The sequence below is a fragment of the Paenibacillus sp. JNUCC32 genome (assembly GCF_014863545.1).
Classification (GTDB): Bacteria; Bacillota; Bacilli; order Paenibacillales; family Paenibacillaceae; genus Paenibacillus_AQ; species Paenibacillus_AQ lautus_A.
On the sequence record NZ_CP062261.1, the window covers coordinates 44,062 to 62,871 of the forward strand.

Genomic DNA, 18,810 nt, shown 5'->3' on the forward strand with positions numbered 1-18,810 from the left:
TTATCTTTTTTCTTTGATACAGCAAAAGAGTCGGCTAAGTTCTTCTGGATTACGGTAATTTTCATATTTCTTTTGTCGTTCCCAGCGCAGTACATCTTTGGAGGTTGATCGATGGGGATGACGATAACTGACGCCAACTATCACGCCATTGTTCGTAAACTCATCGCTGATGAGCGCAAGGTAGCGAAAGGGACGAACCTGCAGAACATGCCGTCAAAAGGCGCAGGCAATCGCGTCCGTAATCAATTCATACCACGCGAAGGCTTTACGTTTATCGGCGCTGATCTCGGCCAGATCGAGCCTAGAAATATGTCGCACATAATGTACGTGAGATACGGAGATAACTCCATGCGGCAAATCTTCTTAGACGGCGTTGATCTTTATACAACGATGGCAATGATGACGTTTGGCCTGGCGCAAGAATATTGCGTAGACAAGGCGTACGATCCGACCGGCACGTTTCAGCCGCGGAAGATGATGAAGACCGGCCAACTCGCGGTATCGTACGACCAATCGCCGAAATCGTTCGCGAAGAAAATGAACGTAACGGACGATGTGGCGCATATGTTCTTCGAAAACTTCGACCGTACATTTCCGTCGTTTAAAACGATGGTGGCAGATATCCGCGAGTTTATGCGCAGACACGGGTACGTAGAGACATTGGACGGACGTAAACGTCGTTTTCCCGATTATAAATCCGTTGCGGCAGCGCAGACCAAGAACGAGCAGCGTTTAATACGGTTATATACCGAGCGGAAGGCGCTTCGCAATATAACAAAACCATCTCCACGCGATGAGCAGAGAATGCTCGCGGTACAGGACGAAATCGATATCTTAGCGGCTAAGCGCGGTCTCATCGGATATTGGGAACGCGCAGCATTTAACGCGGTCATTCAAGGAACAGGTGCGGACATCCTCAAGCGCATCGGCATTCGCATTGCGCAAATTTGTCGCGAACGTGGTTGGGAATTTAACGCCTCCATACACGATGAAATTATCGTCAGCGTACCGGACGAGCAGGTGACGCCAGAAACGATTGCGCTCATTAACGATGTAATGACGAAGACGACGGAATTGAGCGTGCCATTGACGACCGACATCGTTATACAAAAACGCTGGATGCAGGAATTCGGTCCGGACGATTGGGATTACGCGAATAACCGGCCGCTGCCGGAGTTCGCAGATAAATATAAATAAGGAGTGTGGTTTTCATTACACAATCAATCGCGGATAAAATAGCGCAAGACTTTACGGACTACCTTAACGCTTGGCACTCAGCGCCCGAAGTGTACGACGACGCACTCGACGCGCAGATTCACCGCTGGTACGCAGACATCTTATCGGACAAGTCGCGCAAAGTATGGCCGCCACGAGGCATTCCGTATTTCTCGCCATCGTCGGCCGACACAGATCCGCGCGCCTTATACGAAAAAGTTCGCGGTGCTAAACGGGAAATTAGCGCCAGCCAACCGAATCAAGGGCGTCAGACTCGAATCGGTACCGCGATCGGCGACGTTATCCAGCGCGATATTCTATTCGCAGAGAAACATATGAGCGCCAGCCGTTTCGCATTCGAACGTAATGACCGCGGCGAGCCGATGTTCGAAAACTTTGCACAGATAGCGAAACGAATTACTCATCGCGGTAAGCAATTCGCGTTATACGGTACTTGCGACGGCATCATGCGCTATGTCTCCGAAGATGGCGAAGTGCTGCGCGTCGGCCTCGAGATAAAGTCGAAGCAATCGACGTATGCGAAAACGTCTCCGTATTCAATGCGTAATGGCGCGGAAGACAAGCACGTTAAGCAATGCGTCTGCTACTCGATCATGTACGACGTTGACATCTACGTCATCATCTACGTAAACGGCGCTCGTAAGGCGTGGGACATGTCTGCGGAGGACTTCGAAAAGAATCCGGATATTATGGCGTTCGGCGTCTATATTACGGATGCTGACCGCGCTGAAATTCTCGATCACTTTGCGGACATTGTAACGGCAGCCGACTCAAGCACTCCGCCAAAGACCGATATAAGTCGCTGGACGTTTAATCCGTATAAACGGTTGATATCAGCGTCATTAACAGACGAGGAAATAGCGCAGATTAAACGCGAAGTGAGCGCGATTCAGCGATCAGGACTTCCGGACTGGCGGAAGAATAGCGCGGTAAAAGCATTGGCGGAAATTATGAAACTACGAAATGGAGGCGCTGCTTAATGTTGGAACGGATTGCGACCGGTTTACTATTCGTTGGACTCGGCGGTGCGGTAGCGCTCGGCGTCGGCTTCGTAATGGAGCTAATATTCGGTGACTCGACGCTATTCCTGCGCATTGTTGCCGTAATACTCGCGCTAGTCCTGTTTCTGTGCGGATACTATGGCGGAGAGGAGGCGGTCGATTCTGGCGAAGACAACGATACACCTCGGACTTGATACGTCACTCACGAAATCAGGCTTCGCAATCATATCCGTCACTGATCGGAAACCGACGTTAGTTGATTACGGACTTATAAAATCTAACGCTAATCTATCGGACGGAGAGCGTCTTCGTCAGATTCACGCAGGCATAACGGGGATCATAAGCAAATATCCGATAGAACGAGTGATACCGCGAGAAGCCGGCATCGTGCGGTTTAACCTTCCGACAAAACAGATATTCAAAAGCCACGGAGTAACTGAGTTCGCACTCGCGGATTACGAAATTTACGACATCAATATACAAACGGTTAAGGCGTGGGCAAGGCGGATAACGGAATCGCCAGGTAAGCGGAACGATAAGGCGATGATTGCGGAAGCCGTGCGTATATTCTTCAACCTGCCGGACTTACCGCTCAATAAAGACGGCGACGAGGCGGATGCAATCACGGTAACGCTGACGTACTTAATTCGCGAAAATCTAATAGACGGAGGGATTGCGTAATGACGTGGATTGTTTTCGCTTGTGATTGTGGTTGCGGTTTTGCTATTCCGAAATTTGAAGTTCCGGAAGACGTAAGTTGTCCGTCATGTGGTAGCGAATGGGATGTCGACGAAACTGGCGAAGGTATTATCGATCCGAACATCGTTCCGCTGTGCAGTGGTGTATGAGCCGCGACCAACTTCTCGCCCACTACTTACGCCACGAACGCGAACAGTTAACGGAAGCCCTCCGCATTAAGGGCGAAGATATCGCAAGGCTATGCGCCAGACTCTCGCAGATTGAGCGCCAAATACAAAAATACGAAACGGAGCGATGACATATCACGCACACACCGCAATATGTAACGAAGCCTAATAACCGCCGACTTACGTTCGATCCAGGCCGCCTATCCACGTTCGCCGACCGGATTCTCTCCGGTTTGGCCGGCGTAGATAAGACGCAGCTCCTACGCGGCGTCAACGCCAAGCTACGCGCCGAATCCGTATCAGGCGATGAGATTACGACGGCCTTCGCTATGTCTGCGCTTGAACTCGTAACGAAGGAGACTCCGGAATGGAAATTCGCGGCGGCTCGTGCGCTATTGACTACGCTGTATAAGAAGGCCGCAGTTAATCGGCGCTATAAGGCGTATAGCGACCGGCCATACGGTGCATTCCTACCGCTAGTCAGCGAACTGGTCGAGCGCGGCATCTATCGCGAGGAATTGCTTAGCGCGTACACACCGGAACAGATTGCGGCGCTTGGCGAGTGTATCGACTACCGACGCGATTTACTTTTCGATTATATTGGATTACTTACGCTGCAGGAACGTTATCTCGCGACAGATTTCGAAGGACGTGTTATGGAGCTTCCGCAAGAACGCTATATGGTTATCGCAATGTTCCTTATGCAGAATGAACCGGCCGACAAACGCCTTGATCTCGTCAAAGAGGCGTATTGGGCGATGTCCAATCTGTACATGACGGTCGCGACGCCTACGCTATCGAACGCAGGCAAGGCGACGGGCGGACAGTTATCATCGTGTTTCATCGATACGGTCGACGATTCACTCGAGGGTATCTTCGACTCTAATACGGACGTAGCGCGCCTATCGAAAATGGGCGGCGGCATCGGCGTTTACCTCGGCAAGGTGCGCGCAAGAGGATCGGACATCCGCGGCCATAAGAACACGTCAAGCGGCGTCATTCCGTGGATTCGGCAGCTCAACAATACGGCCGTCAGCGTAGACCAGCTCGGCACACGTAAAGGCGCAATCGCCGTCTATCTCGACGTATTCCACAAGGATATCCTAGCGTTCCTTGACCTCAAATTAAACAACGGAGACGAGCGGATGCGCGCGCATGATATCTTCCACGGCGTCTGCATTCCGGATCTCTTCATGGAAACGGTCGAGCAGCGCGGCGAGTGGGCGCTATTCTGTCCGCATGAAGTCCGCAAAACATTCGGATGGGGCCTCGAAGACTTCTACGATGAGGAAGTCGGCGCCGGCTCATTCCGCGAGAAGTACGCCGAAGCGCTGGCGCATCCGTTGTTACCGCGAATTACCGTGCAGGCGATCGATATTATGAAGCGCATTATGAAGTCGCAACTTGAGACCGGCACGCCGTACATGTTTTATCGAGATACCGTCAACCGCGCGAACCCGAACAGTCATCGCGGCATGATCTATTCGTCGAATCTGTGTACGGAAATCATGCAGAATCAATCGCCGACCGTGACGGAAACTGAGGAACTCGTAACGAAGGACGGTCAAACGCGCATCATCATTACGAAGGTGCCAGGCGATTTCGTCGTATGTAACTTGAACTCGATTCACTTGGCGCGTGCTGTTCCGGACGGCGTCCTCGACCGCTTGATTCCGATACAAGTCCGCATGCTCGATAACGTTATCGATATCAACAATATCGAAATCCTGCAGGCGCAATATACGAATCAGCAATACCGCGCGGTCGGACTCGGTACGTTCGGTCTCCACCACCTACTCGCGCTTGAGGGTATCCGCTGGGAATCGGACGAAGCCGTCGCCTACAACGACCGCCTGTACGAAGACATCGCGTATTTGACGATAAAGGCGAGCGCTGACCTGGCGAAAGAAAAAGGCGCATATCCTGCGTTCGAGGGCAGCGATTGGCATAGCGGAGAGTATTTCGCTAAACGCGGTTATATCGATCCAGTAGCGGACACTATCGTTGCCGACGACAGATGGGCGCAGTTAACGCTGCAGGTCGTTCAGCACGGAATCCGTAACGGCTATTTACTCGCGATCGCACCGAATGGCTCAACGTCCATTATCGCGGGTTCGACCGCCAGTATCGACCCAATTTACGAGCTGCTGTCGTACGAGGAAAAGACGACGTATAAAATCGCTAATCCTGCGCCAGACCTTTCGCCGGCCACGATGTGGTACTACAAGACCGCGTTCACTATCGATCAGCACTGGTCGATTAAGGCGGCCGCAGTCCGTCAGCGTCACGTTGACCAAGCGCAATCATTCAATCTTTACGTAACGCCGGATATTAAGGCGAGCGCATTCTTGGCGCTTCATATTGACGCGTGGAAGTCCGGAATCAAGAGTAGCTACTACATTAGAAGCCGTGCATTAACGATTGAGGAATGTCAGAGTTGTTCGTCTTAATACGATGAGGGGGCTGCAGATGAGTGGTCGAGAAACGTGGAGACGTATCGAGGGGTTTTGCAACTACGAGGTCAGCGATACCGGCTTAGTTAGGAACATAACCACACGTAGAGTTATGAGAGGAAACCCTATTAAAGGAGGGTATCTACAAATATGTCTGGTTAGCCCTTCACGCGAAAGAAAGATGTTCTTAGTTCACCGCCTAGTCGCTATTGCTTTCATCCCTAATCCCGATGGTTTACCAGAAGTTAATCATAGAAACGGGATTAAAACTGATAATTTCGTATCCAATCTTGAGTGGTGTGATCGCAAATATAACATCAGGCACGCGTTTGCTACCGGACTTTTTGACGGCAGGAGGGTTAGGGGAGAGGATAACGGTAATTCGAAACTAAAAGATTATCAAAGGATGGAGATATTAGCCGACCAACGGACACTCTCGGAGATAGCTAAAGACTACGGGGTGACTCCGCAGGCTATATGGCACATAAAACATAAGTTTAAAGCTTCATAACTCACCTGCTGCAAATAACGAATAGGAGGGCGATATCTTGCGCCAACAAGCGATATTCAACACGAACGCACCGAATAAATCTACGCGGATTATTGACGGAGAGTGCTCCGGTATTCTCAACTGGAACGATATCCGGATGCCGCATATGTATAAGCTGTACAAGGTCCTGCTGCTCAATCACTGGATAGCGGACGAAATTCCGATGGCGAAGGATGCGCAGCAATTTGCGCGTCTGGACCCGGAAGAACAGCGCACGTTCAAGATTAATATCGGATTGCTCGCGGTCCTGGACTCGATGCAGACGATGTTCGTCGGCGATGTTAAGCGATATTTTACCGATAGCTCACTCGAAGCAATCGCGGCCATTATCGGACAGCAGGAGGTCGTGCACAATCAATCGTATTCGTACGTGTTGTCGTCGATCGTAAGCGATAAGGAACAGCGCGAAATCTTCGAATACTGGAAGCATGACGCTGTGTTGCTCGAAAGGAATACGTTTATTAGCGCGATATACCAGAAGTTCCGCGATGAGCCGTCGCCGCAGACGTTTTTCGAAGCGCTGGTCGCGGATCTCATTCTCGAGGGCATCTTCTTCTACAGCACGTTCGCGTTCTTCTACAACCTGGCGCGCGATCAGAAGATGATGGGAACGTCGCAGATGATATCGTATATTCAACGCGACGAGAACCAGCATTGTTATTTCTTCGCGGAAGTATTCAAGCAGCTTCTCGTAGACTTCCCGGAACTCGATACGCAGGCCAATCGCGATTACGTTTACGCAACGATCGACCGTGCCGTCGAACTCGAGACGAATTGGGCGCGCTATACGCTCGCTAACGTCCGCGGCATTGATCTCGGCGAGCTGTCCGATTATATCCGGTACATTGCGAACAGACGCCTGCGCATGATGGGACTGCCGAATCTATACGAAGGCGTCGACGTTAACTGTATGCCGTGGATTAAACCGTTCTCGGACGATGCGCTCAACGCAACGAAAACGGACTTTTTCGAAGGGAAGTCGCGCAATTACGGCAAAGTGGGCGGCGACAACGGATTCGACGATTTATAAACGAGGGAGGCGGATAATTTTCCGTCTCCTTTTTTGCGTTTAGGTGTACGGTTTCTAGTTGACGTACGTCTAGGTATATGTAAGGCGCAAAAATAATTACCGCAAACTGTGCGGAAAGCGCCTGAGAGGGAACATATACAGGGAAGGCGCCAATACGCCGCGCCGGAACCAATCTAACGAAGGAGGAACGCACGCTATGCCACTACCGAAAGACTCGCTATTCTTCGGATTCGCCGCCAAGCTAACGGACGAGCAGCGCGCCTATGTTAACTCGATATTCGACCGTCAGCTCACGATTGTTAACGCGCCATCAGGTACCGGAAAGACTACGCTCGCTGTCGCCGTTGCGAAACTGCTCGGAAAGCCGCTAGTCTACGTATTCAGTCCGGTCGAAGAAGGGCGTATGGGATTCCGCCCAGGCACGCAGCGCGAAAAGGAAGCCGCGTATATCACTCCGCTAACCGATGCGCTGTATGAGATCGGCGAGAATCCGTCGAAATCGATATTCGATCCGGAGAATATGGAGGCGCAGAAGCGCGGTGACGTGTGGGTGTATCCGATGTCGCACGTATTCGCTCGCGGCATGAACCTGAAAGGGAAAACGGTAATCATCGATGAGGCGCAGAACTTAACACGCGGCGAGCTTAAAAAGGTGCTTACGCGGATTCACACGGACTGCCACGTCATCATTATCGGACATGACGGTCAGTGTGATCTCAAGGACGCCGGTAAATCCGGATTTGTCCCGTACATCGAACATTTCCGCAACGAACCGTATGCGGCCGTATGTGAGTTGACGGTGAATTTCCGCGGTAAGCTGGCGCAGCACGCCGATAAATTACGCTGGTAAAGCGAGAGGAGAGGACGCGAATGAGTCGGTCGCAAGAACATTACGCTATTCTCCGCGACAACTATCCGTACGGACTGTCGAAGAAAAACCGATTTTTGCGCACGTACAGCCGGAAGGTTGACGCGGTAAGGTCTGCGCAGGACTTAGCGGCTGATGACGAGCGCTTTGGTCGCGGGGAGCATACGTACGAAGTCGTGTGCGTTACATTTACGAAGGAGGACGAGAAATGAACGATAAGATTGCGGAGTACATCGAATCATTGGCGCAACAATTAGGCGTGGCCGTGACGCATGTCTACGAGGTGATGGCGCGTCAGATGGTGGCGGAAGGGATTACGTACGGACTGTTGAGTCTGGCAGTGGTCGTCGTCATACCGATTGTCGTATATAAGTTGGCGCGGCTCACAATGGAGAAGTACAACGAAGACATGGAATTTTACGTGTTTATGGGCTGGTTTATTGGTGGTATCGGCGCATTAATTTTATTCGCCGCGAGTCTGCTAAGCCTGCCGGATTACGTAATGCACGTTGTTAATCCGGAATATTACACCGTCAAAGAGATTCTTGACGCACTCAAATAACGAAAGGAGAACGCCGATTGAACGGTAAACTAACGCAAATCTTCACAATGCAAAAAGCGCTGGATGATCGCATCATTTCCGAACGCGGCATCGATAAGACGGTTGACGAGTGGGTTATCGGAATCACGCTCGCAATGGAGTCCGAAATTGACGAGATCCGACGCGAAGTTAACTGGAAGTGGTGGAAGAATCCGAAGCCGGTCGATAAGACAGCGCTGCAGGGCGAAGTCATCGATATGTGGCACTTCCTCGTAAGCCTTTCGGACAAAGTCGGACTGACTGCGGATGATGTCTACGCAATCTATCTCAAAAAGAATGCGGAGAATCACGCCAGGCAGGACGGAACGAGCGCGAAAGAAGGTTACGGAGTGACGGCGGAAGAGGCGGCCGAGAACATGCGTAAAGCATTCGAAGCGCTTCCGTCAGTGTCGGACTTAATCGGCAAATGAGCCGGCGCAAATCATTCGCCGAACTCGCGGAAGAACACGCGCAAGCCTGGCGAGAGTTCGCGGTCGCTATCGGACTCGTACGCTTGGCGGAATGGCTTAACGGTAAATTAACGAAGGAGGAACGCAAATGAAACGCACACTAATCTTCGAAATGACTGCGCGGGTTCCGTTTGACGAGGAACTGGACGCCATTTATGACGCACTCAGTCCGGAAGAACAAGCGGATAAATTGCGCGAGATGCACGAGAACGGCCGCCAATGGCTCCGCGATGTAACGGACGACTGCGCAGACGTCACCGTCAACGTATACGTAAGTGAGGAGGACGCCAATTGACCGATAGAATCAACGTACTCGATAACGGATATGTCCGCCTGGTCGACGTAATGGGATCGGACTTAACCGTCGCAAATGCAGCGCGAGTATCCTACGCAAAGGAATCGCACGAGCTGACCGAGCGCGATATCCGCCTCATTAAGTTCCTCGCGCGAGAAGGCCATACGTCGCCATTCCGCCACGCCATCGCTCAATTCGAAGTGTACGCGCCGTTAATGGTTGCGCGCCAATGGTGGAAATATATCGTCGGCTCTGCGCACATGGAAGGAACCGGAGATAGCCTCGACGCTTGGAACGAATCGAGCCGGCGCTATATTACGGAGGAGTTGACGTTTTACGTACCGGAAGTCGGAGAATGGAGAAGCGCGCCAGAAAATTCGAAACAAGGTAGCGGAGAGCCAATCGAGAAAGATGACGGCCAGTGGTCCGCGATACTAACCGAGTATATCGAGGACGGCGTCCAACTATACGCTCAAGCGTTAAAGGAGGGAATCTGTGCCGAGCAAGCCCGTCTATTCCTTCCAGCTTACGGAATGTATGTCCGATGGTACTGGACCGCCAGCCTACAGAGTATCGCGCATTTCCTAGCGCAACGTCTCGAACACGATGCGCAGGTTGAAATCCAGGCGTACGCCAAGGCGGTATTAACGCTGATCGAGGCGCGATTCCCCGTCGCTATTGGCGAATTACTAGCGAAAGAGGAGGCGGTCTGATGGTATTATCTCTCTCGATATTCTTCGAAAACTGCGAGGAACTCGTTATCCCTACGGATGACATCGCGTTCCTACACATGTCCGATATTACGGAATCCATGACGTATTGTACTCGCCCTAATCCGTACCATCACGCAAACAAAAACGTTGGCTTCCTCCGCCTGAGTGTCGTAGATAAACCGGACTATCGCCGCATCACCACGTACAACGACATCGTATGCGTCGACGTAAACGGCGTTGAGTATAGCGTAGATTGGCACGAAGAGGACGAATACGATAACCGCTACCAATCGTCAGAAATACGCGAAGATGCCGGCCATATTAGCGTCGTCATTTCGAAAAAGGAGGCGGAGTAAATGCGCAAAGTCGAGATACGCGGCTATGTCGTATACGATCCGGAAGAAGTCGCAAGTGGCGATTTAATCTGCGGTCGAATCGAAGACATGCTATTCAACGAAGACTATCCGCGCGAATGGTCGTTCGAGGCCGTAAGCGATACGGAAGTACCTAACGAAGAGGAGGTGGTCACATCCGAGCAGTAATCGCGGCCATAGTCGCCGTATCAGTCGCATTTACCGGCGTTAGTACCGGCGTAGAGCAGGCGCAAGCAAAGACGGAATCAACAGGCAAGGTTCCGTCCGAATGGCGCACGTTCGAAGCCACCGCCTACATTGCGCTATGCGATACCGGTTGCAGCGGTATAACAGCGTCCGGAATCGACGTGAGGCACACGCGATATTATGGCGGACGAGTTGTCGTGGCGGTCGACCCACGCGAAATAGCGCTAGGCACGGTGTTCACAATCCGCCTGGCTGACGGCACGGAAATCGACGCGATCGCGCTCGACGTTGGCGGCGACATTAAAGGCGCGCGAATTGACGTATTGATGGCGAATTTGCACGACGCGAAGCAATTCGGAAGGCAAGCGGTAAGTATAAAAATCGAGGAGGAATCGAAATGAACGAAAATATCACGGTATTAAACGACGAAAAATTGGGCGGAATCGAACGCGAATATCGCGAGGTTAAACGTAAGGCGACCGTAGGTGAACGGATTAAGATTGTTAAGCGGTGGCCCCTCGAGGATCGGTACGACATCGGGGACATATTCGTTACGAGTAGTGTGCGTCAGTCCGATGGTTACGTCCGCGTCGATTCTTTAGGAGAGCGTGTTATCGCGTTAGAGGAATACGTAGTCCTCGAACCGACCGATATCGTACGACTAGCGTCCAAAGGGCGCATCGATGACGAGCGCCTCCGTATGGTCGACCGTAAGGCAGCGGTAGGCGAGCGCGTGATCGCGGTGAGCACGGCGCACACAGTCATCGACGATACCGAAGTTATGCACAGAATCGGAGAATTCGGTACCGTGTCAGCACGCGGCGAAGTATATAAAAACCGCGTTAGAATCAACGGATATTACGTTGTTGACGGAGATTACCGCGTACTCGAACCAGTTGAATCCGCCAAATCCGCCGAACCTACCGCCCCCTTATCCGCACAGCCACCGCTCGACCAGGCGGCCGCTAATATCGCCGCATTAACAGCGAAGGTGCAGGCGCTCGAGACTCGACTCAACGCCTTATACGACTGGCACAAGCGAGCGGCGATTGACTTGCGTGTTGCTCGCGAAGACATCGTACTAATCGAGGAAGGCGTCAGCGGCGATATCAAATCGCTCGAATCCCGTGTGGATACGCTCGAGAAGGCGAAACAGCCCGTCAAAGTTGCGGAAGGGCTGGCCGATGATGCGCCGCCGAGTTTCGCAATTCCTACGGTTAAGTCGCCGCAGCAAATCCGCGACGAAATCGTTGAGCGTGCGAAGGCTGACGTTAGAGCGCTGCTCGACCGAAATTATTATGCCGGATATAGTCCGACTATCTGGTTCACGGATAAAGACGGATCTTCTATAACGGATAAGTGCGATTTTATCGTTAACCGCAAAAAACGTACCGTCGTCGCCTTGATCTCGGTGATAAGAGGCGGTAAGCCATTCCGCAAAGGTATCGCCAAAGCCGCACCAAACGACGTATTTAACGCGCATATCGGACGTGCGATCGCGCTGCGACGTGCGCTTGGTCTCGAAGTGCCGGCGGAATACTTGAGCGTGCCGAATCCGGAGGAGCCGCGAGTTGGTGACGTTGTGTGCTGGGACATCGCGGGCCGGACCTACCGAATTGAAAACGGTATGCGCGTAGTATCGTTGGAAGACGGCCGTGATTATACGGACTACGCGTATCTAGCTAACGCATCCATTGTCGACGACAGCCGCGAGGAGGTGGGCGCATGATGATCGACACTTACGTAATCATTCGCAGGCCAAGCGGAGAATTAGCGCACAGCAAAGCGTACACAAGCCTTCGAGACGCTAAACTTGCGCTTAAATATCATCACGGAGGTCCGTACGTTAGTAACTACGCAGTTGTTAAGTTAAGCGCCATTCCGTCCGCGATGTATGCGGTACGGTCTGACGGAAAATGGATGGAGGTGTCCGCGAATGACGCTCCCTAACTTCGCAATAACTGGCGAAATGCGCAGCGGTAAGGACGCCGTTGCCGAATACATGGCGCGGAAATTCGGATACACTCGGTTCGCATTTGGCGACGAGCTTAAGCGTGATTTCCATCGCCGATATCCCGAAGTACCTCGCGAACCGAAACCGCGCGCCGGCTACCAGTTTCATGGACAGTTCATGCGCGAACAAATTGACGAAGATATTTGGGTTAATCGGTGCTTGGCGGAAATAGCACGAACGAGTCACAATTACGCAGGCTTCACGTTCCGCGCAGTCATCTCCGACCTCCGCCAGCCTAACGAGTTTCAGGCGTGTAAGCTCCAAGGCTTCGTCATCATCCGCGTAACAGCACCGGAAGCCCTCCGCATCGATCGCGCCATCAAGTCCGGTGACACGTTTAACCTACGCGACTTGACGCATGATACCGAAAGTCACGCGCGCAGATTTGACGTTGACTACGAAATCGTTAACGACGGGACGCTGGCGGAATTGTACGCGAAGGTTGACGAGGTGGTGCGCAATGTCTCCGCTTGAGATATACCGCGATGCTTACCGCGCCGGCTACTTTTACGGACGGATAGACGCGGACAGGGGCGCGCCATATGACGATAGGACTCCGCTAGAAAAGAACGCGCAACCTACTCCGCCTCAAAAAGCAGCCAACCGTCCTGATCCGCAATGAACACGTAGCGCCGCGCCTCCTGCGGTATCTGCGTCTTACGGTAGAAATGCGCCGCCGACACGTAGCCGCGTTTATCTACGTTGGCTGCGGTCGGATCTGACGCAGAACTAGCGAGACGGAGCGCGATTACTTGCGCCGTGTGGTCGTAGCCGAGCGTGACGCGGTTGCCGTTGCGTAGGTCATATAGCGCGATAATGTCCGATGACAGGCGTAGGCGGCGCTGCTTGTCCGTTGCTACGAATAAGTTGACGAGCGGAATTTCTTCGATATTAAAGCGTTGGGACACAGTTATCACTCCTTTAACGATAATTATACGTAAATTGAACGAAAAGTAAACGATATGGAGGCGGTTAGATTTGACGTTTAAATATATCGAATTGTTTGCCGGCATTGGCGGATTTCGTTCCGCATTGGACGGACTGGGCGGCGGGTGTGTATTCGCGTCCGAGATCGATAAATACGCAAGCCAAGCGTACAAGGCACTATACAACGGCGCCCAGGAATTACACGGCGACATTACGAAAATCGATGCGCACAACATTCCGGATCATGACGTATTGGTCGGCGGCTTTCCGTGCCAAGCGTTCTCAGTCGCTGGCCAGCGTAAAGGATTCGAAGATGCGCGCGGTACGTTATTCTTCGAGATTGCGCGTATAGCTTCCGCTAAACAGCCACGCCTGATGCTGCTGGAGAACGTGAAGGGGCTGTTATCGCATGATGGCGGCAAGACGTTCGAAACGATGTGCGTAATCCTTCACGATATTGGATACGCGATTGATTTCCGCGTTCTCAACTCGAAACATTTCGGCGTGCCGCAGAATCGCGAGCGTATTTTCCTAGCGTGTGATCGTAACGCGGAACATGCGGAATGGGACGTAACTGGGAGCGACGTGGTAGCGCGGGCTAAACGGAGGGTACGGGCGCTTGGGATTCGTACGTTTAACTTCGATTGGCCAGAGAACGGCGAAGTGACTACGCGATTGAGAGACGTTTTGGAAATGCAAGTCGACGAGAAATATTATCTGAGCGAGGAAAAGACGGCGAAATTGATTGCGCAGTTAGAAGAGCGCGGAATAGAGACGAATGTGGACGGCGATGGCTGCGCGATGGTCGGGCGTGTAAATATATCCGGGTACGATCAGAGAAAAAGAGTCTATTCGCCAGATGGGCTTTGTCCTACACCGAGTGGGCTGGGCGCCAGCGGAAACGAACCGAAAATAGTAGAAACAACAGTAATCGCTGGCTCACTCGAACACTACGGAAACGACCAGATGAACCGCGTCTATTCTGTCGACGGCCTTGCGCCAACAATCACGGTAGTCAGCGGTGGCGGACGAGAGCAGAAGATTGCGGAACCTTACACCGTTTTCCAAAAAACAACGAGCTGGACGACAACGGTCAAATATGACGAAACTGGCACGCTACAGGCCGCCCGACTCGATAAGGTTCCGCAAGTCGTAACACCACGCTACCGCATCCGCAAGTTAACTCCGCGCGAGTGCTGGCGCTTGCAGGGCTTTACCGACGCGCAACATGACGCAGTTATGAACGCAGGTATTAGCGATTCGCAGCGTTACAAACAGGCGGGTAATGCCGTCACAGTTAACGTTATTCGTGCGGTAGGTAAACCGCTAGTTAAACGGTTAAAGCAAACGGAATCGAGCGAAACAGGCAATCGTTCGACTTCGGAAATGGAGGCGGTCTAATGGGTGCAGTTAAAGTAGATACGGAAAAACAGGCGCGAGCCTACGAGGTGAAATACGCTCTCAACGACGCGGCTGGCGTAAAGGCGTTATTACGCGATCGCCACCGCATAGCCGAACGCCGCTACAAAGGCGACACGGCAGCCAGCGATATATTGATCGATTTGCATAGCGCAATTAACAGCGCCGGCCTAACGGAGCGCCAGACGGAGGCGATTGCGTGGGTATATGGCGTAGATTTGACGCAGAAAGACGCGGCGGCGCTTATGGCGGTGAGTCGCGAGGCGATTACGCAATTTATCGGAGAGGCAGCGTCCAGGATTGCGGCAGTGTTTGCGCGGTGGGAGTACGGTGAGGTAACGGTCGAATTTGACGAAGAGGAGACGGATAATGACGGACTATAAAACGCAATTCAACGAGGACACAGCGGCACTCATCGCAACCAATATCGCAGACAGAACGGAGCGTATGGCGGCTGTGCAGGCGCTAATCGACCGCTATATCGAAGCAAACGGAGAGGTACCGGATCGGGCGCAGCTTGAGCGCCTGACCGATTATGTATTGCGTGAGGAATTGACGGACCCGAATTTACACAAGGTCCTTCACAACGAATATCCATTCCTATCTGAGACGCAGCTCGAAAGGCGGAGATTCGGCGCACGCGGAAGCGAAGATTCGAATATGCGAGGCGAGGTTGCGCTTAATATTGGCGATGATATTGACGATTCAGCGAGCCGCCAACATAGCGGAGTAGGTTCGCAATTAGCGACGGACGGTAAGACGTATCGTTATCCGATTCGGCGCACGCGATCCAAGCAGGAGCAGATATTCCTCGATGAAAATACGAAGATACGAAATAAGCGACGGGCCAAACAGTATAAAAAAGACACCGCGCCAGGCGAAATAACGCGATATAACCTTTTCGAAAACGGTGGCGAAGTGCTGCCGTCTTTCGTTTCCTGTGTCGGAATTGCAGGACGCGTAAAACAGGAGGCGAGCGTAATATATGGCGATTAATATTGCGCTGCCTGACGATTATTACGACTTTCCTGCGCGCAACTACCGAACAGAAACGGCCGTACTTGGCGGTAAGGCTGGCGTTTACATTCTGCTCGACAAAGACGGGCTCGCGCTGTACGTAGGCAAGGCGGGAAACCTGCGAAGTAGGCTACGCGCTCACTTAAGCCAGCGGTCTCATATCGTCGATATCATTCCGTTCGTTAATAATGTCCGCGTATACTTCGTTCTAAGCGAATACGAGCGTGAGGTGTACGAGACATTCGCAATTCAGACGTTCCAGCCGTCTAAAAACCGCGCTAAAGTGTTCTTCGACCGGTATGGTGACGATGCGCAGGACGTTGAGGACCGTCTATTCGAGATTATGACGCGAATACGCGAGTTGGAAGACGAACGCCGATTTATCCTGCAGGACATTCGCGACGAGGAGGAAGACGAGCACGAGGATGAAGATTTCCGTAAATTTTCGCAATCATTGACTTACATTGAGTTGGCCGCCATTGACGACGAGATCCGGGAATTAAGAAAAGAGCGCGAAAAGTTACGCAATAAGTGACCTAATTACTTACAAAAGTGTGTTTTTACCGACTTAGTAAGTATAGGAGTCAATTTTAAGAGGCGCGGATCAATCTGCGTCTTTTTCTTTTTGTCTAAAACGAAATGGAGGCGTTATAAATGGCGCAATCAACGCGCGAACTAAACGTAAACATCAACGTTGACATCACAGAAACCATCCGCGGACTCAAAGCGATCCAGCGCGAGGCGAAGAAAGCTGCGCAGGCATTGCGGGAGTTGGAGGCGGCAGTTGACGCTGGCACCGTTCAATTAACGGGTGAGCCGGATATGGTGATTACGTCCGGAACGATTAGCGCAGGTAGTCCGGAAGATGCCCGTAAGATAGCGGACAAGTTGGCGAAGGCGGTGTCTGATGGCGGAAAATAGACGATTAGCAGATCCGGAAACGGGCGAACTTATATACGCGACGGTCCTCGATTATGGTGACCGCGTTATAACGGAAGCACAGCGTAAAGGAGCTGCGGAACACTTTGACCGCGAAACGTTCAAAGGCCGCAATGCCGGCTTTACCTTTACGTCTATGGACGATATCCATTACGTGACCGAGCGCCTGACAACGGCACAGTGCGGCTACTTGCTCGTTCTACAGTGCTACGTTGATTATGACGGCGGCCGAATCGTTAAGGCTCGCGGCGAATCGATGACTAGCGCGGACATGCTCGACGTTCTGCAGCTCAAACGAAAACGGAGTACGTTCTACGATTTCATGAGCGCTTGCCTGGAATCCGGTATCATTACGGAGGACGAATTCGGCAGCTACTACGTCAATCCGCGTTATCACTTCCGAGGAGCAACGCAGAATCGTGCGGTTATTCGTACATACACGGCAAAAGTACGCCAGGCTTACCGCGAAGTTAAAGCGGTTGATCTCGGCCTTATGTACCGCATGCTTCCGTATGTACACGTAAGTAATAACGCATTGTGCTCGAATCCTACGGAACGCGATCCGAAGAAAATACGCTGGTTCAACGGTAAGTCATTGGCGGCTGCGATCGGAGTCGACGAGAAGACATTGACGCGTAGACTTCCGCATATGAAGTTCGGAGGCGAGTACGTTATTGCGCGTACATCCGTCGGACCGCAGCGCATGTTCCAGTTTAATCCTAGCGTGTTTTATCGCGGAAACAAGACGCCTGACGAGTCGTTGGTTGCGAAATTTAATGGCCTGTCCGCTTAAAAAAGTGACCTTATTCGGACAAATCGGCGAAAAAAGTGACTTTATTCGGACACGTTAAAATGCCGTTCCACCGCGTAGTGGTGCGGCTTTTCGGCGTTTTGGGTGCGGAATTATATATAGTCTTTGTTAACGGAAAGGGGATAGCGCAATGTTCAAACGGATGAAATCGAATGTAGGCGGTAATGACCGGTCTCCGATTCAACTAACGGAAGTTAACGGAAAACCTGCGTTAGTGTTTGACGAAATGCCTGCGCTTGTTTTCGTAAGTAATAACGGGCATGGATCGTTTGATAAGCTGTATATTGACGGAGTAGAGAGCGTGACCCATCGGAATGTGACGATTACTTCCGAAGTAGGCGAAATAACTACGTACAGTCTTGATAAATACGCGATTAGAACGGAAGAAGTAGCGGAGGATATCGGCTAACGCCGTCACTTCCGACGCCTAACGGCGACGTCGTGAATCATATAATCTTTGTCCGCGTTAATCTTTTAAAAAGAACTAAACGCAAGGTAAGTGATACGAATCTGGACGGCAGCGCCGGACAGAGGACGAGGCGGTCTTCCTCGGCCATATCTTTATCAATAACGCTAACACTAACGTTAGCCTTAATCGGAGGGATTGCGCTATGTCTGACGTTATCATGCGGGATAGTGACGGTAATATTATCGGTACAGCTACGCTAGTAGAGGCGGTAATTGAATACGATATGTCTGCTAAGGTATCGGTAAGCAGCGTAGATACACGGAGTAAGCCGGAAGATGGTGCGGATTGGGATACGCTAAAGATGGAATTGATCGAAGGGGGATTGCGTTAATGAGACGGATTAACTCGTTTGTGATTGCGTTGATACTGTCCGTTTATATCTATAGCGTTAAATGGCGGGGACTAACGGAGTATAGTAGTTCCGATTAGGACGTAAATTACTACGTTGTAAACCTGCGAAATATATGCGGAAATTAGCGTATATAATAGAAGCGAAATTTTTACGAGTGGCTTCGTTAGTTGACGGAACCCTGCGATTATCCGCTGAAACGCTCCGGACGGACAGCCTTCGAAAACTCACGGGGTTCAGCGC

General features: G+C 51.8%; 29 protein-coding genes. 28 read left to right on the forward strand and 1 reads right to left on the reverse strand.

All coding sequences use genetic code 11. The features are described 5' to 3' along the window. The first annotated feature begins 111 nt into the window (after positions 1-111). The 20 genes from JNUCC32_RS31340 (at position 112) to JNUCC32_RS31435 (ending at position 13,110) form a co-directional block, all read left to right on the forward strand. Complete coding sequence (locus JNUCC32_RS31340; RefSeq protein ID WP_192572779.1) at positions 112-1,197, forward strand: DNA polymerase; 1,086 nt, start codon at positions 112-114, stop codon at positions 1,195-1,197. 5 nt (positions 1,198-1,202) lie between these two features. After that, on the forward strand, positions 1,203-2,216 hold the full coding sequence (locus tag JNUCC32_RS31345; RefSeq protein ID WP_228469032.1) for a hypothetical protein: 1,014 nt from the start codon (positions 1,203-1,205) through the stop codon (positions 2,214-2,216). After that, on the forward strand, positions 2,216-2,431 hold the full coding sequence (locus tag JNUCC32_RS31350; RefSeq protein ID WP_192572780.1) for a hypothetical protein: 216 nt from the start codon (positions 2,216-2,218) through the stop codon (positions 2,429-2,431). The genes JNUCC32_RS31345 and JNUCC32_RS31350 overlap by 1 nt, the downstream gene beginning before the upstream one ends. Further along, positions 2,376-2,918: a crossover junction endodeoxyribonuclease RuvC gene (locus JNUCC32_RS31355; RefSeq protein WP_192572781.1), complete on the forward strand. Its 543-nt coding sequence runs from the start codon at positions 2,376-2,378 to the stop codon at positions 2,916-2,918. The genes JNUCC32_RS31350 and JNUCC32_RS31355 overlap by 56 nt, the downstream gene beginning before the upstream one ends. After that, positions 2,918-3,085: a hypothetical protein gene (locus JNUCC32_RS31360; protein WP_192572782.1), complete on the forward strand. Its 168-nt coding sequence runs from the start codon at positions 2,918-2,920 to the stop codon at positions 3,083-3,085. The genes JNUCC32_RS31355 and JNUCC32_RS31360 overlap by 1 nt, the downstream gene beginning before the upstream one ends. A 152-nt stretch (positions 3,086-3,237) precedes the next feature. Continuing rightward, complete coding sequence (locus tag JNUCC32_RS31365; RefSeq protein ID WP_192572852.1) at positions 3,238-5,553, forward strand: ribonucleoside-diphosphate reductase subunit alpha; 2,316 nt, start codon at positions 3,238-3,240, stop codon at positions 5,551-5,553. A 19-nt stretch (positions 5,554-5,572) separates the two neighbouring features. Further along, positions 5,573-6,067 (forward strand): NUMOD4 domain-containing protein, encoded by a 495-nt coding sequence (locus JNUCC32_RS31370; protein WP_192572783.1) that lies wholly within the window; start codon positions 5,573-5,575, stop codon positions 6,065-6,067. A 37-nt stretch (positions 6,068-6,104) separates the two neighbouring features. After that, a complete protein-coding gene (locus JNUCC32_RS31375) occupies positions 6,105-7,136 on the forward strand; it encodes a ribonucleotide-diphosphate reductase subunit beta (RefSeq protein ID WP_192572784.1) in 1,032 nt (343 codons plus the stop codon). A gap of 196 nt (positions 7,137-7,332) precedes the next feature. Then, the gene (locus JNUCC32_RS31380) at positions 7,333-7,986 is read left to right on the forward strand and encodes a PhoH family protein (RefSeq protein WP_192572785.1); all 654 of its coding nucleotides are present in this window, start codon (positions 7,333-7,335) and stop codon (positions 7,984-7,986) included. A gap of 20 nt (positions 7,987-8,006) precedes the next feature. Next, a complete protein-coding gene (locus JNUCC32_RS31385; RefSeq protein WP_192572786.1) occupies positions 8,007-8,216 on the forward strand; it encodes a hypothetical protein in 210 nt (69 codons plus the stop codon). Continuing rightward, positions 8,213-8,566: a hypothetical protein gene (locus tag JNUCC32_RS31390; RefSeq protein WP_192572787.1), complete on the forward strand. Its 354-nt coding sequence runs from the start codon at positions 8,213-8,215 to the stop codon at positions 8,564-8,566. The genes JNUCC32_RS31385 and JNUCC32_RS31390 overlap by 4 nt, the downstream gene beginning before the upstream one ends. Before the next feature lie 17 nt (positions 8,567-8,583). Beyond that, positions 8,584-9,015: a dUTPase gene (locus tag JNUCC32_RS31395; protein WP_192572788.1), complete on the forward strand. Its 432-nt coding sequence runs from the start codon at positions 8,584-8,586 to the stop codon at positions 9,013-9,015. A gap of 127 nt (positions 9,016-9,142) precedes the next feature. Then, positions 9,143-9,349, forward strand: a complete 207-nt coding sequence (locus tag JNUCC32_RS31400) for a hypothetical protein (protein ID WP_103110256.1) — start codon at positions 9,143-9,145, stop codon at positions 9,347-9,349. Between the two features lie 50 nt (positions 9,350-9,399). Continuing rightward, on the forward strand, positions 9,400-10,062 hold the full coding sequence (gene thyX, locus JNUCC32_RS31405; RefSeq protein WP_430623477.1) for an FAD-dependent thymidylate synthase: 663 nt from the start codon (positions 9,400-9,402) through the stop codon (positions 10,060-10,062). After that, positions 10,062-10,418: a hypothetical protein gene (locus JNUCC32_RS31410; protein ID WP_192572790.1), complete on the forward strand. Its 357-nt coding sequence runs from the start codon at positions 10,062-10,064 to the stop codon at positions 10,416-10,418. Before thyX ends, JNUCC32_RS31410 begins: the two co-directional genes overlap by 1 nt. Then, positions 10,419-10,604, forward strand: a complete 186-nt coding sequence (locus tag JNUCC32_RS31415; protein ID WP_192572791.1) for a hypothetical protein — start codon at positions 10,419-10,421, stop codon at positions 10,602-10,604. Between the two features lie 215 nt (positions 10,605-10,819). Next, positions 10,820-11,023, forward strand: coding sequence for a 3D domain-containing protein (locus JNUCC32_RS31420; RefSeq protein ID WP_192572792.1), 204 nt, complete (start codon positions 10,820-10,822; stop codon positions 11,021-11,023). Continuing rightward, positions 11,020-12,351 carry a cytochrome-like domain-containing protein gene (locus tag JNUCC32_RS31425; RefSeq protein WP_192572854.1) on the forward strand — a complete coding sequence of 444 codons (1,332 nt, stop codon included), beginning with the start codon at positions 11,020-11,022 and terminating at the stop codon, positions 12,349-12,351. The genes JNUCC32_RS31420 and JNUCC32_RS31425 overlap by 4 nt, the downstream gene beginning before the upstream one ends. Continuing rightward, positions 12,348-12,572, forward strand: coding sequence for a hypothetical protein (locus tag JNUCC32_RS31430; protein WP_192572793.1), 225 nt, complete (start codon positions 12,348-12,350; stop codon positions 12,570-12,572). Before JNUCC32_RS31425 ends, JNUCC32_RS31430 begins: the two co-directional genes overlap by 4 nt. After that, entirely contained in the window at positions 12,559-13,110 is a 552-nt protein-coding gene (locus JNUCC32_RS31435) for a nucleoside/nucleotide kinase family protein (RefSeq protein ID WP_192572794.1), read from the forward strand. The genes JNUCC32_RS31430 and JNUCC32_RS31435 overlap by 14 nt, the downstream gene beginning before the upstream one ends. A 104-nt stretch (positions 13,111-13,214) precedes the next feature. Here JNUCC32_RS31435 and JNUCC32_RS31440 read toward each other — a convergent pair whose 3' ends face one another. Next, positions 13,215-13,544, reverse strand: a complete 330-nt coding sequence (locus JNUCC32_RS31440) for a hypothetical protein (RefSeq protein WP_192572795.1) — start codon at positions 13,542-13,544, stop codon at positions 13,215-13,217. A 70-nt stretch (positions 13,545-13,614) separates the two neighbouring features. On the opposite strand from JNUCC32_RS31440, the gene dcm reads away from it, so the two are divergent. From dcm to JNUCC32_RS31480, 8 genes are all read left to right on the forward strand, one after another. Next, positions 13,615-14,964 carry a DNA (cytosine-5-)-methyltransferase gene (gene dcm, locus JNUCC32_RS31445; RefSeq protein ID WP_228469033.1) on the forward strand — a complete coding sequence of 450 codons (1,350 nt, stop codon included), beginning with the start codon at positions 13,615-13,617 and terminating at the stop codon, positions 14,962-14,964. Then, positions 14,964-15,365 carry a sigma factor-like helix-turn-helix DNA-binding protein gene (locus tag JNUCC32_RS31450; RefSeq protein WP_192572796.1) on the forward strand — a complete coding sequence of 134 codons (402 nt, stop codon included), beginning with the start codon at positions 14,964-14,966 and terminating at the stop codon, positions 15,363-15,365. Before dcm ends, JNUCC32_RS31450 begins: the two co-directional genes overlap by 1 nt. After that, complete coding sequence (locus JNUCC32_RS31455) at positions 15,352-15,978, forward strand: hypothetical protein (protein ID WP_192572797.1); 627 nt, start codon at positions 15,352-15,354, stop codon at positions 15,976-15,978. The genes JNUCC32_RS31450 and JNUCC32_RS31455 overlap by 14 nt, the downstream gene beginning before the upstream one ends. Further along, a complete protein-coding gene (locus JNUCC32_RS31460) occupies positions 15,968-16,534 on the forward strand; it encodes a GIY-YIG nuclease family protein (protein WP_192572798.1) in 567 nt (188 codons plus the stop codon). The genes JNUCC32_RS31455 and JNUCC32_RS31460 overlap by 11 nt, the downstream gene beginning before the upstream one ends. A 119-nt stretch (positions 16,535-16,653) precedes the next feature. Next, complete coding sequence (locus JNUCC32_RS31465) at positions 16,654-16,920, forward strand: hypothetical protein (RefSeq protein WP_192572799.1); 267 nt, start codon at positions 16,654-16,656, stop codon at positions 16,918-16,920. Beyond that, a complete protein-coding gene (locus JNUCC32_RS31470) occupies positions 16,907-17,731 on the forward strand; it encodes a hypothetical protein (RefSeq protein ID WP_192572800.1) in 825 nt (274 codons plus the stop codon). The genes JNUCC32_RS31465 and JNUCC32_RS31470 overlap by 14 nt, the downstream gene beginning before the upstream one ends. Positions 17,732-17,879: 148 nt before the next feature. Continuing rightward, the gene (locus JNUCC32_RS31475; RefSeq protein ID WP_192572801.1) at positions 17,880-18,158 is read left to right on the forward strand and encodes a hypothetical protein; all 279 of its coding nucleotides are present in this window, start codon (positions 17,880-17,882) and stop codon (positions 18,156-18,158) included. Between the two features lie 202 nt (positions 18,159-18,360). Next, complete coding sequence (locus JNUCC32_RS31480) at positions 18,361-18,549, forward strand: hypothetical protein (protein WP_192572802.1); 189 nt, start codon at positions 18,361-18,363, stop codon at positions 18,547-18,549. Positions 18,550-18,810 lie beyond the last annotated feature (261 nt).

Coding starts and splice junctions, on each gene's coding strand:
- JNUCC32_RS31340 (WP_192572779.1), top strand. CDS start 112: ATGGGGATGACGATAACTGACGCCAACTATCACGCCATTGTTCGTAAA.
- JNUCC32_RS31350 (WP_192572780.1), top strand. CDS start 2,216: ATGTTGGAACGGATTGCGACCGGTTTACTATTCGTTGGACTCGGCGGT.
- JNUCC32_RS31355 (WP_192572781.1), top strand. CDS start 2,376: ATGGCGGAGAGGAGGCGGTCGATTCTGGCGAAGACAACGATACACCTC.
- JNUCC32_RS31360 (WP_192572782.1), top strand. CDS start 2,918: ATGACGTGGATTGTTTTCGCTTGTGATTGTGGTTGCGGTTTTGCTATT.
- JNUCC32_RS31370 (WP_192572783.1), top strand. CDS start 5,573: ATGAGTGGTCGAGAAACGTGGAGACGTATCGAGGGGTTTTGCAACTAC.
- JNUCC32_RS31380 (WP_192572785.1), top strand. CDS start 7,333: ATGCCACTACCGAAAGACTCGCTATTCTTCGGATTCGCCGCCAAGCTA.
- JNUCC32_RS31385 (WP_192572786.1), top strand. CDS start 8,007: ATGAGTCGGTCGCAAGAACATTACGCTATTCTCCGCGACAACTATCCG.
- JNUCC32_RS31390 (WP_192572787.1), top strand. CDS start 8,213: ATGAACGATAAGATTGCGGAGTACATCGAATCATTGGCGCAACAATTA.
- JNUCC32_RS31400 (WP_103110256.1), top strand. CDS start 9,143: ATGAAACGCACACTAATCTTCGAAATGACTGCGCGGGTTCCGTTTGAC.
- thyX (WP_430623477.1), top strand. CDS start 9,400: ATGGGATCGGACTTAACCGTCGCAAATGCAGCGCGAGTATCCTACGCA.
- JNUCC32_RS31410 (WP_192572790.1), top strand. CDS start 10,062: ATGGTATTATCTCTCTCGATATTCTTCGAAAACTGCGAGGAACTCGTT.
- JNUCC32_RS31415 (WP_192572791.1), top strand. CDS start 10,419: ATGCGCAAAGTCGAGATACGCGGCTATGTCGTATACGATCCGGAAGAA.
- JNUCC32_RS31425 (WP_192572854.1), top strand. CDS start 11,020: ATGAACGAAAATATCACGGTATTAAACGACGAAAAATTGGGCGGAATC.
- JNUCC32_RS31430 (WP_192572793.1), top strand. CDS start 12,348: ATGATGATCGACACTTACGTAATCATTCGCAGGCCAAGCGGAGAATTA.
- JNUCC32_RS31435 (WP_192572794.1), top strand. CDS start 12,559: ATGACGCTCCCTAACTTCGCAATAACTGGCGAAATGCGCAGCGGTAAG.
- JNUCC32_RS31450 (WP_192572796.1), top strand. CDS start 14,964: ATGGGTGCAGTTAAAGTAGATACGGAAAAACAGGCGCGAGCCTACGAG.
- JNUCC32_RS31455 (WP_192572797.1), top strand. CDS start 15,352: ATGACGGACTATAAAACGCAATTCAACGAGGACACAGCGGCACTCATC.
- JNUCC32_RS31460 (WP_192572798.1), top strand. CDS start 15,968: ATGGCGATTAATATTGCGCTGCCTGACGATTATTACGACTTTCCTGCG.
- JNUCC32_RS31465 (WP_192572799.1), top strand. CDS start 16,654: ATGGCGCAATCAACGCGCGAACTAAACGTAAACATCAACGTTGACATC.
- JNUCC32_RS31470 (WP_192572800.1), top strand. CDS start 16,907: ATGGCGGAAAATAGACGATTAGCAGATCCGGAAACGGGCGAACTTATA.
- JNUCC32_RS31475 (WP_192572801.1), top strand. CDS start 17,880: ATGTTCAAACGGATGAAATCGAATGTAGGCGGTAATGACCGGTCTCCG.
- JNUCC32_RS31480 (WP_192572802.1), top strand. CDS start 18,361: ATGTCTGACGTTATCATGCGGGATAGTGACGGTAATATTATCGGTACA.